Annotated in this window: 8 protein-coding genes and 2 pseudogenes; 5 read left to right on the plus strand and 5 right to left on the minus strand. The window is 59.6% G+C overall.

The genetic code is table 11. The features are described from left to right. Positions 1-17: 17 nt before the first annotated feature. From LJ655_RS09015 to LJ655_RS09025, 3 genes and pseudogenes are all read right to left on the minus strand, one after another. Positions 18-2,102: a hypothetical protein gene (locus tag LJ655_RS09015; RefSeq protein ID WP_230560905.1), complete on the minus strand. Its 2,085-nt coding sequence runs from the start codon at positions 2,100-2,102 to the stop codon at positions 18-20. 22 nt (positions 2,103-2,124) lie between these two features. Continuing rightward, the gene (locus tag LJ655_RS09020; protein WP_230560906.1) at positions 2,125-4,584 is read right to left on the minus strand and encodes a hypothetical protein; all 2,460 of its coding nucleotides are present in this window, start codon (positions 4,582-4,584) and stop codon (positions 2,125-2,127) included. 1,594 nt (positions 4,585-6,178) lie between these two features. After that, positions 6,179-6,865: pseudogene (locus LJ655_RS09025) on the minus strand (cache domain-containing protein); the annotation flags it as partial. A gap of 239 nt (positions 6,866-7,104) precedes the next feature. Here LJ655_RS09025 and LJ655_RS09030 point away from each other — a divergent pair. From LJ655_RS09030 to LJ655_RS09045, 4 genes are all read left to right on the plus strand, one after another. Further along, the gene (locus LJ655_RS09030; RefSeq protein WP_230560907.1) at positions 7,105-7,983 is read left to right on the plus strand and encodes a sensor histidine kinase; all 879 of its coding nucleotides are present in this window, start codon (positions 7,105-7,107) and stop codon (positions 7,981-7,983) included. Between the two features lie 363 nt (positions 7,984-8,346). Beyond that, complete coding sequence (locus tag LJ655_RS09035) at positions 8,347-8,502, plus strand: DUF3309 family protein (protein ID WP_230560908.1); 156 nt, start codon at positions 8,347-8,349, stop codon at positions 8,500-8,502. A gap of 125 nt (positions 8,503-8,627) precedes the next feature. Further along, complete coding sequence (locus tag LJ655_RS09040) at positions 8,628-8,804, plus strand: CsbD family protein (protein ID WP_230560909.1); 177 nt, start codon at positions 8,628-8,630, stop codon at positions 8,802-8,804. Between the two features lie 91 nt (positions 8,805-8,895). Continuing rightward, on the plus strand, positions 8,896-9,288 hold the full coding sequence (locus LJ655_RS09045; RefSeq protein WP_230560910.1) for a PRC-barrel domain-containing protein: 393 nt from the start codon (positions 8,896-8,898) through the stop codon (positions 9,286-9,288). 96 nt (positions 9,289-9,384) lie between these two features. Here LJ655_RS09045 and LJ655_RS09050 read toward each other — a convergent pair. Then, a pseudogene (locus LJ655_RS09050) lies at positions 9,385-9,585 on the minus strand (YSC84-related protein); the annotation flags it as partial. Between the two features lie 106 nt (positions 9,586-9,691). Further along, positions 9,692-10,756, minus strand: a complete 1,065-nt coding sequence (locus LJ655_RS09055) for a glycosyltransferase family 4 protein (RefSeq protein WP_230560911.1) — start codon at positions 10,754-10,756, stop codon at positions 9,692-9,694. Between the two features lie 1,236 nt (positions 10,757-11,992). Here LJ655_RS09055 and LJ655_RS09060 point away from each other — a divergent pair. Then, complete coding sequence (locus LJ655_RS09060) at positions 11,993-12,319, plus strand: hypothetical protein (protein ID WP_230560912.1); 327 nt, start codon at positions 11,993-11,995, stop codon at positions 12,317-12,319. Positions 12,320-12,430 lie beyond the last annotated feature (111 nt).

Consider the following 12,430-nt stretch of genomic DNA (forward strand, 5'->3'; position numbering starts at 1 on the left):
CCGTGATTGTTGTGTCTTCAACTCGTCATCGACGCAAAACCGTCTCTCACTGATGACGGGAGGCTTGTTGCATCCTTCGAGCCGAGAAACTGTCCCCATCCTTGAACGGCTGCCATCAGGCCCTCGAAGTCGTCGCCAATGAACTGACTTCTGAATCTTGCGAGGCGGGCGAGCACGCTCGGAGGCAAATCGAATGTGACGACCCGTGTCAGCCAGTCGTCGGCGGCAGAACCGGTCGGGACGGCATCCGGGGCAATCGTCAGGCGGTTAGGTGGCGGTAATGGAGCAGCAACGCTCGCCAGCGCGGCGACGGCGCCGGCTACATGCACGCCGGGCAAAACTGGAACTAGGTATTCGGACCGGTTATCGTCGGGAGACCCCACGCCAGACTGCTGGTCGCTTCGCCCTGTGGTCGTCGCGAATACCAGAAGGTTTGTCGGACGGGACGCGCTCTGGAGGACGGTCTGAAGCGACGAGAGCCAAAGACGGTATGGCGCGGCATCAATGTCGCGTATGCAGACGATATGAAAACACTCGGGAGCACCCAAGGCAGTCTGCCAGGCATGCGCGAATGCTGTCGGTGTTTGCGTCCCGGGTGCCCGCCAGAGGTCGTCAAGACCGATGATGCTGGGGTCCACGGCCATCGTCCGATAAACACCGGCAGAGACGCAGCGCGCATACGCCTGGAGGGCGAGCTCGGACTGCGGGCCGCATAGCATGACCAACTCGCCCGCTCGCGCGAAAATGTCAGTCAGTCGTAGCGCGCTTTCGTCGACTCCATGGCGCTTTGCTTCCTCGCTGATGACGACGCTCAAGGAGTCGTATCCAATTTCGTTGAAGACGCCACTCGGCAATCCGGTTCCCCAAGGCGGCATGACCGGTGGAATAAGCGACGGCCCATGGTAACCATGCTGAGTCAGCATGCCCTCAAGTCGTTCAGCAACGAAAGACAGTGCGGGATGGCCTTGAATAGGGCCTTGAGCGAGGCTGGTGCGCAATTCTGAGGCAACCTCCGACAAGCCGTCCGAAATCGCCTTCTGTTGCTCACGCCTCTCATCACATAGTCCTTCCAGTTCTGCGAGGTCGCTCAAAGCTTGGGCACGACGCTGCTCCAGATTCAGGACCTCTCTTGAGAGTTCGTCGCGCTGACGTCGTGATTCGGTAAGGGAAGCCTCAAGTTCCTCTCTCACCTGACGTTCAAGGCCAGGCCGTGCCTCCTCGAGAGCACAACGGGTCGCCAGTTCCGTCGCGGCCGCTACTTTGTCCTTGGTACTTTTGAGCTCAAGTATCAACGAACTCAGTTCCTCTGATGCCTCCAGTCGTGCTTCGAGTATCGGCCAGTCTGTCCGGAGCCGCTCCATGTCAAGCACAATGCCGTTGTCTTCTCCCGGCATGAGGTCCGCCTGCCGGAGTGCGCGAGAAATGTATTTGACGACATCTCGTGACGGTCGCGCATAAGGGGTGTCTCCAAAGCCCTGCGTGAACTTGCGGAAGCGGTCGATAACGCGCTCGATAAAGTCCTGGTCACTACACCAGTTGACCGTGCTGATGACGGGCGTATGCGGAATGGCCTGAACTGGAATGACCTGCAATCCGTTGAAGTCCAGCGACAATTTCCAACCGTCGGGCGTTTCCTTCAATTGCACGGGCCGGGAGAGGCTGTTGCTTCGCCAGAGACCATCGGCCGAGCGCGTGAGCGTTACATCACAGAAGAGGTCATCGGACAACAGGGCGACCGCAGTCACCGAGCTGAATTCAAGTCGGAGGTCAACGCCCTGATTGAAGAGTCTTTGTCGTGCCATCTCCACCGAAATCGACGACAGGTCGACAATTGGCGTCGCCCGCACGATGTTCTCGGCGAGCAGGAGGTCAGGACCATGTAGGTCACGTAGCTCGTTCGGACGCCGCGTGAATGTCCACAGGCTGTCAGTGGGGGCGTTAAGCAGGCCGCGCGTCGAGAATATTTTCCCTTCCTTGGGAAACATCTCCATAGTGTTTTCGATTCTTTTCCATTTTCCTGCGACTCGCACTGCGAGGGGCTCCATCCGTGCCCAGTTCGCTTCGTTTCTATAGACCTTTCCCAAAAACAGCTCGTCGTCCATTACAACCCCATAACCCTCATTTTCACGGGCGCCCGACAGCGGGCGGCATCAATTCCTGAACCCGAAATACCTTCCGGTTTCGGGACCATCCGAGTGCTTCTGCAGACAGGCTGCTCAACTTTGCGTTAAGCGCCGACTTCTCCTGGACGAACGCCCGGCCGAACGCGGAGCGTATCCAGCCGACGCAGTCTGCGGTCATTTCGTAGACATATGTCCAGCGTCCGTCCACCAATGCCGGACCGGGGCTTCGACAGGAGGAAAACATGGCGAGATTCGCGAGTGGCTCTACGAGGTGGCCTTCTTGGCTATTTCGTACGAGACGGGAACCGTCCCATCTGAACATCGCGATTCGCGCGCGTCGGTGCGCCTCGATGATTGCCGATGTCCGAGAGGTGGTCACGTATCGCGCCGAGTCGGGGCCCGTGACAACGAAGATGTCATCCCGGTCACCTCGTTCTCGCCGGAACCGCTCAAGGTTTACCGGCCCCGAGTTCGTGGTATCCAGGCTTCGGAATCCGCCCGTATCCCAATTCCATCTCGCCACGCGTCGATGGCGAGACTCGTCGACGTTCTCCGATGGCCAGCAGTCGGGCGCAGCCATAGGTGCGCATATCCGCCGTTCGGAGACCACCCATCCGAGTTCTTTTGCGACCTCGCCTAGGGCGGGTCCGGTCGCGACGTGCATACACGCTGTGTACTCACTTGCCCCGGGCCGTTTCATTACAGTACAGCCGGCGGCCTGAGCGGTTTGCCGGAAGCGGTGCCGGATGTTCGCGGGTGCGCTCCCAACGAGCACTAACCCTTCCACTCCTTCTGTATTCCTAATATTGAGGAGGGACGGCGGCGTCAGCCACCATCGGCGCGCCCGCCATCTGAGGTTGGACGTTGACCGGAGCCAACCGCACTCCATCAATCCGCGCAGTATGTCCCAGACAGGGGGAGCGTCCTTTCCGAGGACGTCGCGGATGGTCGGCACAAGTTCCTGTTCCGACCAACCAGTACGGCCACCTGCGTACAACGCTTCCAGCCAGTCCTGGAATCGTGCGGACCGCTCGCTGTCCGACGGTGGATGGTCATCAGTGATGTCTGTCAGGACAATCGGCATGGGGCGAACGCGCGCTTCCTCGCGGTGTCGCCACGTCGCTTCGTCGATATCTCCGAGCTTGATGTGTTCGAGGGCGTCGGGGAAAAAGACGACCGAGGTTTCGATGGCGAGTGCCTCTGCCGACGGAATTATGTCTTCGTCCAGGCGGAGCTTGTATGCACCCTTGAGAGAAGTGTTCCCGACGATTGAATAAAGGGCGTCAGACTCACGATGGAGCACACACCTCGCGCCATCTTCCTGCTCAGGACGGAGGGTCACGGCTCCTGGGCCCGGAATCCTGATTTGCGGGAGAAGCGATTCCCGGCCGAGAAATCCCGAGCCGGTCTTGTGTCCGCCGACAAGCGTCATGGCCTGGGAAGGCGAGCTGGGTGATTCGATACCGAGAGCGAGGTATTGATACACGGAGCGACAGTCGCGCGCTGGGATGGGGCCCGTCAGTACCCAGCTATCTCCAATCGCATCCGTACCGACGCCCCATTTTCGGGCGACATCCCGGTTTTGCTTCGACAAGAGCAGAAGGCTTCGGGTGGGGATGGATGGCTCGAGCAGATTCGAATGCCAGACGCCGAACCGGGTCTCGACGAACGGGATGCCGCCGCGGCTGATGGCAGAAACCAGCGCTTCGCTTGCGCCTTTTCCGACCCTCTGGATAGCCCAAGCTCCAGCCTGCGCCAATACTTGGTCAGGGAAATTTTCGAGGACCTGCAGCGGGTCGACGTTGCCTTTCCTGTCAGCCAGGATGACACGCAGCTCCACGTCGTCGAGCATTGCACCGTATCGGAGCTCAAGGCGCGGTGTCCGCATTCGCTCTGATGCCGGTGAATGCAGAAGACCGGCCAAGGCTACCCAGAAGCGATGCAGTCCCAGCAACGACGCCTTTTTCAGATAAAGCTGCCGGTACTCCACGCTTGCCTGGCGCATTGCCGGCGAAAAACTGGTGTCGTTTTCGACCAAGGGGCAAAGCTGAATTGCGGCTTCAGCCGGACCGGCGATTGCGCGGTACGCCGTTCGACGGTCCAGAAGTTGACGTAGTCGCCGGACGTCACGCCAAGCCGGGAAAGTTATCGCGTTTGTGAGGCCCAAATGCTTGCCCGTGCCCGGAGGTGGAAGCACCATCTGTCGGACTGATTCCCCGGCGGCATGCGCCTCGTTGCACCAGTTCTCCAGCCGATGCCACAGGTCAGGCAACGACGAACGGTAGTTGAAGGGGTTTTGGGTTCCAAAGGCCCGGGCGAGGTTTTCACCGAATTCCCGAGTGGAGTCGTTACTGTCGGCAGATGCGACAATTGCACACGTCATCACGAGGAACCGGAAAAACCCCGGTAGCCCCGGCCGAGGCTTAAATGGCACGAGGCCATAGGCTAGCGCATCAGCCATCGCGGCCGGACCACCGCATGCTTCTGCCAGAATTCTTACGGGGTCTGCGTCATGTGCGACTTCTAAAGCTGCGCGCAGCTGCGATTCGGACGCGTCGATATACCGTAGCGCGCCAGCACCAAAAGCCCCATCAGAACGCAGATAGTAAGCCGTTAGCGCAGCTTCGACGCGTAACTGGTCAGCCGCCGAACACTTGCCCGCCCCTGGAGCTTGCACTGTAAACCCTCGTTTCGGAATTACTGCATCTCTCATCAGTCGTTTCGGTTCTTCGCCGAAACGACTTATTTTAATCCTATGAATGTAACAGACTGTTACGTCAATGGGTGTGGCAAATTGTTCTCGCGGACGGCGCGCGGGAACTCGTCAATTCGCTTCGGGAGTTGTTAGCAACGAACCGACGCTCACCTCCTGCCGACCTTGAGGCACGCACGAAAACACTCGTTGGCGTGTTGCTAGCCGACGCGGTCACCGACGTCGAAGTCGTCCGACGCGAGCTCGGCCTCAGCGAAGAGATGGTTGAACGCCTTCAGCGCGCGATGGACAGGCTGGATTGCGCGCAAGCGATTCTCGAATCAAAGGGAGGGCGCCGGCTTGGGAACAGCGCGGGAGGGCATTGGCGAGGCGGCGCGGGAGCTCTCAGGGAGCTGGCCGCAGGAGTACCCGCAAGGAGCGGTTGAGTGGCTGCGGGTGTCACCGAATACCGAAAAAGTCTAAGCTTAGGTGCTAGCCGGAGGGTGAGGCTGATTCAATCCCGTGAGCTAGCGTTCCGGTAGTCTGGTCGCCAGTATCTGCCCACGCCTGAGCAGATACACGAGATTCTGAGCAGATAGTGGGCAGATTGTCTGGACTAAGCCGATTCGAGATGAAAAAGGTGGGAACAAGTCGGCGAGGCGGTGCGGTTGCTCGCAGGGAATTGGCCGCAGGAGTATCCGGAGGGGGTGGTGGAATGGCTCTTGATACATCCGCCTGCGCACGGTGAGCGCCATCAGTCGGATACGGGATACGACCGTTAGTTTCCGCTTACTCGTTTGCTGACAAGAAGTTCGAAGCAGCGGGGAGCTGCTGCTAACGGAAACTAACGGCACCCCCTAACCGAAATTATTGGTGCTCTCCAGTTTGTGCATCATTCCGGCGACAACTTCAGCGAACATTCCCGCCAATCGGTCCGATTTTCGGCATTTGAATTAAAAGCGTTTGCGCTGACAAAACAAGGCCTTATCGGCGGCATGCATAGCAGAAATCCCAAGAAGCGTTTATCTGTAAACGTTTCTAATTCCGTTCCGCACAAGCTGATTCTTTGCAAAAGTGTTGGACCGAGGGCGCCCTTAAATATCAAATGGTTAGCCACGCATTGGTCACTGTGAAAGTTTACCCGAAATAGCATCACGTCAATTCGAGATGCAAAAGTCTTTGCAAATATGTTGCCCCTCGATATAGGGCTTTGCAAAAATGTTCAACTTTTTCCCGCTTCTCCAACGTCCCCTAGCCTCGTTCGTCGACGGAATGCTCTCGCCGACGCAGGTGTGAATCGACAATTGAGTTCGACACAAGTTCGGTGCCCCTAATGGATCGAAGGCGCCGTGCGCGACCCGTGGGCGGGGCAAAGGTACTCATCATCTCCAGCAACGTAGACAAAATCCTGCTTGCCGAAGTACCCATCCGCGTTCTTGCCCGAAGTCAGTGGTTTGGGAACGAAGGCCGTAATGCCCGCCTCATCGCACTGCAGAACTTCCTCGCTCTTGAAGTAGCCCCGGTCGGCAACAACAGTTAGATCCGTGAGGCCGGTGGCCTTGCTGATATCGCGTCCGATGGTGCGCACATCGTACGGCTGACGCATGACCACGATGCCGTCCCGGCCGATCAGGGACACGGCGCCGTGCGGGCCGAGAGACAGTCCGGCGAACAGCATATGGAAATACTCGAGATTGACGGCAACCAGCACGATGCCCGCAAACGAGCCGTCCGGATGTGAAAGCCGTCGGCTTAACGCAATGCTGGGCGAGTCGTTGCGCAGCCGTGACGTATACGGCTCGCTGATATAGAGGCCGGCGTTCGGGTTGTCGCGCTGCGCGGTGAAATACCTGAGATCCGAGAAATTGCCCAGGCGCGGCACATTCCTGCCAGAGTCGATGACGATCTTGCCCGATGCATCCAGCACCAGTATCGAGCCCAGGTATTTGGCGGGCGCCGCACGGTCGAACAGCACCTGCCGGCGCAGGTGGGGCGGCAGCGCCAGCACCTCAGGATCGTTCATGCCGTCGACGACTGCCTGCAGCGACAGGGGCAGACCCATCGTTGCGTGTATTCGCCCAGCAGCTCAATGGGTGGAGCTAGTCCGAGCCTGCGACTGCGCTTGATCCGGTTGTTTGTACTGATCCGAACGTCACCGTACAGACTTACCGTATCAGTTGTGGGATTGTGCTATTTCAACCTGCGCGTACCAGCGATCCTCCGGTCGCTCTCGCGAGGCAGACATCGGAACCGCCGCTTACGGGTGCATCGCGACCCGAAGGGCGCGATATGGGGATCAACATGTCAGTTCATCCAGAGTCTTTCCGGTGGTCCGTTGGCACGCCCGACACGCACCACGCAGACGTGAACGATGAAATGATGGAGCGCCCACAGCAACGAGCCGCCATCGCTTTTTCCAGCCATGCTCCGTCGGCCGCCCATCGTTTCGACGCGCTACGACGCAAGGACGAAATTCTTGCGATGGTGGCGCACGAGCTTCGTGGACCGTTGACGCCAATGCAACTCGCCATCCACCTTATCCGCAGGGCGTCGGCGGATCGTCCGGAGGTGTTATGGTCGATCGACATGCTCGACCGGCAGATCACACAGATTAGCCGGCTTGCTGAGGACTTGATGGATGCAACGCGGATCGACCGCGGCGCGCTCCGTGTGAGCAAGACTCCCATCGAAGTCGCTGCGGTTCTGGCCGCCCCTCTCACCGCAGCCGCACTGGCGGCAGCCCAACGCGGCCAGACGCTCACCGTGCAGATTGCCGACAGGGCACTACGCATTGAAGGCGATCCTGTGCGTCTCGCACAGGCCGTCAACAACCTCCTGCATAACGCGGTGAAATACACGCCGGAAAAGGGTTGCATCGCCGTGAACGTGCTCGCAGACGGGAAGGACCTTGTGGTGTCAGTCAAGGATAATGGCCTGGGCATATCGGGCGCGCTCCTGCCACATATCTTCGACCTGTTCGCTCAATCCAGCAGAACGATTGCGGCGAGTGCCGGCGGTTTGGGGGTGGGTCTCGCCGTGGTGAAAGCGGTCGCCGAATCGCATGGCGGAACAGTGTCGGCGACCAGTGCCGGCCCCGGTACGGGCAGCGAATTCACGCTACGGCTGCCGATCGTGCTGGAACGGCGCATGGCTCGCGAGCCGGCGTGACGGCGGGCAATGCGGCCACGCATTCCAGTCTGCTGCTGAGCCTGCAAACCCGATCTCCTGGCCGGTCAAAGTGCAGTCAGACTGACAGCCCGGCAATGCCCGCCGGGCGGCCGCATCCGGCACGCGGTAGTCGCGAACTCCGGGCGAAAAAAAGAAATCCCGATGTCCACCACCGTACCGACTGCGTGGCAAATCAATGCCAGCCTCACGCTACAGGGCGGGTCTCGTCCGGGTTGTGCGGATGCCGGTCAGTATCACTTTAATTTTGTGAAGATACCTCGCGAAAGGCCTGAAGATTCCGGGCACGTGGCGAGAGAGCGGCGACGGGCTCGTCGTAACACGGAGTCGGAAAGGAGTCGTCTCATGTTGAGCATACTGCTGATAGTCGTACTGGCGTTCCTGTTGATGGGAGCAATGCCAACCTGGCCGCACAGCCGTTCGTGGGGCTATATGCCAAGCGGGGTGCTGGGTGTGCTGCTGGTCGTCGTTCTCATATTGCTGCTTCTGGGCAGAATATAAGAGCGCAAAGTTTTTGTCTGGATGATCCGTTCACGGGCAGTCGTTGTCGCACCGTGCCATCAGAAAACGAGCGGGCGGCACGCGTCGAGAAGTTCGGTCATCCGTCATTTTCAAGGAGCAATGTCATGAACAAGGATCAGGTGAAAGGTCGCGTCGAGGAAGCAAAGGGAAAAGTCAAGGAGACTGTCGGCAAAGCCACGGGAAGCGAAACGACCCAGGTCAAGGGTAAGGTCGAACAGGTCGCCGGCAAGACACGGGCCGCGTACGGCGATGCAAAGGAGCAACTGAAGAAGCAGCCGTAGGCGGTTCGCGCGGACAGGTTTTGAGGCGTCACGTAGTGGGTCAAAGTACTCGCGTGACGCCTTTCTTGCTTTCGAACCGCGGGGGTGCACGATGAAACGGGTTATCACGCTGGTCTCAGTGGCTGTGCTCGGAACGGCCCTGATCACGGGAACGCTGCGGGCTCAGGGAACGCCACAATCCATCACGGAGAAGCGCGTTGATGTTGTCCAGCTGGCGACGGGGTACCGGGCCTCCAGGATCAACGGATCGCCCGTCTATAACCGCAACAAGGACAACATCGGAACAATTGACGATCTGATCGTCAGCCCAACCGATCGGGTTCCCTACGTCATCCTCTCGGTAGGCGGTTTTCTCGGTATGGGAACCCGTCTCGTCGCAGTACCGTTTGGCAGCCTTCAGGTCGTCGACAAGCAGATGCGGCTACCGGACGCGACCAGGGAGTCCCTGAAAGCGTTGCCAGAGTTCAAGTACGCGCCTGAGTAACGGCCGCCACCGGTTTTGATGCGCCTCCGCAGGCGTTCCGGCAGGATCGAAAGCGCCTCGCAGGCACGCGGGCACCGCCCCCGCCTGTTCTGGGCGCTACAGTGACTTCAGCGTCGCGATCTTCGTACCCTCGAGCGTCACGCCGGCCATCAACCCGCTGTTCGTGAGCACGCACGCTTCGACCGGAGCCGCCGCGGTGGTGGTATCAATGTTCCCATTCGCGCCGACTTTCAGGACGGCCACTGATGCATTGCCGCCCACCGACCAGCCTTCGCCGTTGCGGAACCGGTCGAGTGCACCCGATAGCCCGGTCCACTGCGCTCTTCTGAACAGGTCCGGCTTTTCACGTAGCAACATGATCCCGGCGCCACCGCTTCGTCCTGGAAAGCTGTCCAGGCGCCGATCAACCGGCGGCGGCACGTCGCAACACCGGGCGACTCGTAGCATGAAGCAGCGACGTATAGCTCCCGACGTAATTCAGCGCCATCGTCCTGGCGCTGAAGCGCCGTTCGAACCGGGCACGGATTTCAGTCCGTGACAGCTCATCGACACGTTGCAGTGCGCCTATGGCGTCCTGTACGTCTTCGCAGATATAGCCGGTGACACCGTGATCGATCACTTCGGGTACCGAGCCGCGATTGAATGCAATCACTGGGGTCCCACACGCCATCGCTTCGATCATGACAAGGCCGAACGGCTCGGACCAGTCGATCGGAAACAGCAGCGCCTTCGCACCCGAGAGGAATCCAGGCTTCTGCTGCTCGCTGATTTCCCCGAGAAATTCGACGTGCGCCTGCGACAGCAGCGGCTCGATTTCCGTCTTGAAGTATTTCTGGTCGGCCTTGTCTATCTTCGCGGCGATCTTCAACGGCAGACCGCTTTGTGCAGCGATCCTGATGGCGACGTCTGCTCCTTTCTCCGGACTCAGACGTCCCAGGAAAGCGAGATATTGCGGCTCCTTCTGCGTTCGCGGCGTGAGCAGCGCTTCCGGCAGACCGTGATAGATGGTGTCCAGCCAGTTCGCCTGCGGCAGCGGCAAACGCTGTGAACGGGAGATCGACACGACCGGCGCCTTCGGAAACGTATTGAACACGGCCTGCAGTTCGGGCAGGTCGAGGCGGCCGTGCAGCGTCGTCACAAACGGCGTGTCGAGCTGCGAAAACAGCGAGAACGGCAGATAGTCGAGGTGGAAGTGCAATACGTCGAATTCGTGGGCGACACGGCGCACCTGTTCGAGCATCAGCAAGTGTGGGGCGAGAACGTCGCGGGTCGACGGGTCGAGGCGCAATGCACGCGGCCACGCGGCCGCGAGCGTCGCCTTCGTGTGCGAGTCGCCGCTCGCGAACAGGGTCACGTCGTGCCCCAGGTCGACGAGCGCCTCGGTGAGGTAGGACACCACGCGCTCGGTGCCGCCATAGAATTTCGGAGGAACGGCCTCGTGCAGCGGGGCAATCTGTGCGATTCGCATTGGCCGGTCTCCATGGAACAGGTGCAGGGGCTTCAAACTATTCTCGAATGACCAGCGATAGTCTCGAAGGCAGGCGTCTGCGCGATATATTTTGCGCTGCGCGCGGTCTGGCCTGAACTGAAGTTCTCACCTGCGAGAAGATCCGTCTGTACGGTAGCGGTCAACCCCAATCATTCGACGGGCCATACCGTTTTCCTGTTCTTCACTGGATTGATCGTTCCGCCCGTGTGCGTAGCGGGTACAACGTGCGCTATCGCTCGGGCGCGCCCGGCGGGCCATGTCAGCAGTCTGCGATTACGCTGAAGGTAGTGGGCCTGGAGCCGGGACGTTCTGCGTCGCCGACAGAGGTATGATGGTCATTGCCGGTCACGTCAGCGCAGGAGGAAATCTTGCCATCAAACCCGACCACACGACCCGTTCACCGGCCAGGACTTCCGGATCACCCTGTCCACGGCGTCACGCCAGGTACCAGATCGCCGGCGCCTAAACCTGCGCCAGGCACTCCGGGTGACGTTCCTGATGCCGTAGGAGCGGAGCCGGACCCGCACGAGCATCTGCCGAGCAGGTCAGACGACAATTGAGCTACCTGGGTGTGTAGCCCGGACGCCGCCCGGGTGTGTTCCGTACAGCCGACCTGCACGTGACGGCGTCGAGGGGAGATCAGTGCAGCCCACCGGACATACCGTGCGGTGCCTCAGCCGGATTCAGGCCGGGCCGTACAGGCATAGCGCAAATCAATCAGTTCACCGTTGGCTTGATATGGCGGCCGGAGGAAGCCCTGCCTCGGCGCATTCGATAAGCCAGAGCGGCGCCCATGCGCCCAGTTCTTCGGCCTGTTCGGTGGAAGGGAGGCGAGGGCCCCATGGCGGCTTGATGTATCCGTTAATACGTTCTCACTGCCCGCGCGGCAGGTCTGTACGGTAGCGGTCGCGCCCTTCACACGCCGCGCTGCACCCTGCACGGTTCCAGACAAACGCCACCTTGGCGGACTTCTTCAACAGTCTGGGAAATGGACGGCCTCTTGCCGCACGCTTCCGCCACGCGTAAGGAGCGGACCTGTCTGATTGCAGTGGAGAGTTCTATAGTAAACAAAGCCGCCACTCGTCTATTAGCTGAGAACCGCGGCGCAGCAATATGCAGCTGGCTCAGGCAGACGGGACTGACGGTACCACGTTGGGATCCGGCAAAACGGCGCCCAGACTTACCGTGGAACAACCTTCGAGGAGGAGGTTCATCATGCTGCAAGCCAGTGAAATCCAGAAGCGTTTCACCCATCTGGAGCAAAGCATCGAGAAAGCTTCGCAGGCCTGTCACGCCGACGCCACAGTGCCCAAGGAGCTGATGGACTGCGTTGATCAACTCGATAAAAAATCCGAAGGCGCGAAAAAAATAATGGAATCAAAAGACGAAAATCGCATGCGTCAATGGATAGACGAGCTTGAACAGGTCGGCGACCGCGCAGAGCAGGCGTGTAAACGTGCAGCCAATGTAGATGCGAAAGTAAAAAGTGCAGTCACCTCGGTCCATGCCGAACTTTCCGATCTGAAAAAACAGCTGCACTAACTCATTTTTAGTACGGACAGCCCTGCCGTGGGCTCGCACGAAGGTCACGTTAGCTGTCGCGCACCAATCCGTGTCGGCAATCGCCCATGGCATGGCTGTTGCGGGATTGAA

The sequence above is a fragment of the Paraburkholderia translucens genome, assembly GCF_020881035.1.
Lineage (GTDB): Bacteria > Pseudomonadota > Gammaproteobacteria > Burkholderiales > Burkholderiaceae > Paraburkholderia > Paraburkholderia translucens.

What these genes read in the sequence shown, in the direction of transcription:
- LJ655_RS09045 (WP_230560910.1), top strand. Translation starts at nt 8,896, where the DNA reads ATGAAACGGGTTATCACGCTGGTCTCAGTGGCTGTGCTCGGAACGGCC.
- LJ655_RS09035 (WP_230560908.1), top strand. Translation starts at nt 8,347, where the DNA reads ATGTTGAGCATACTGCTGATAGTCGTACTGGCGTTCCTGTTGATGGGA.
- LJ655_RS09020 (WP_230560906.1), bottom strand. Translation starts at nt 4,584, where the DNA reads ATGGCTGATGCGCTAGCCTATGGCCTCGTGCCATTTAAGCCTCGGCCG.
- LJ655_RS09015 (WP_230560905.1), bottom strand. Translation starts at nt 2,102, where the DNA reads ATGGACGACGAGCTGTTTTTGGGAAAGGTCTATAGAAACGAAGCGAAC.
- LJ655_RS09055 (WP_230560911.1), bottom strand. Translation starts at nt 10,756, where the DNA reads ATGCGAATCGCACAGATTGCCCCGCTGCACGAGGCCGTTCCTCCGAAA.
- LJ655_RS09060 (WP_230560912.1), top strand. Translation starts at nt 11,993, where the DNA reads ATGCTGCAAGCCAGTGAAATCCAGAAGCGTTTCACCCATCTGGAGCAA.
- LJ655_RS09030 (WP_230560907.1), top strand. Translation starts at nt 7,105, where the DNA reads ATGGGGATCAACATGTCAGTTCATCCAGAGTCTTTCCGGTGGTCCGTT.
- LJ655_RS09040 (WP_230560909.1), top strand. Translation starts at nt 8,628, where the DNA reads ATGAACAAGGATCAGGTGAAAGGTCGCGTCGAGGAAGCAAAGGGAAAA.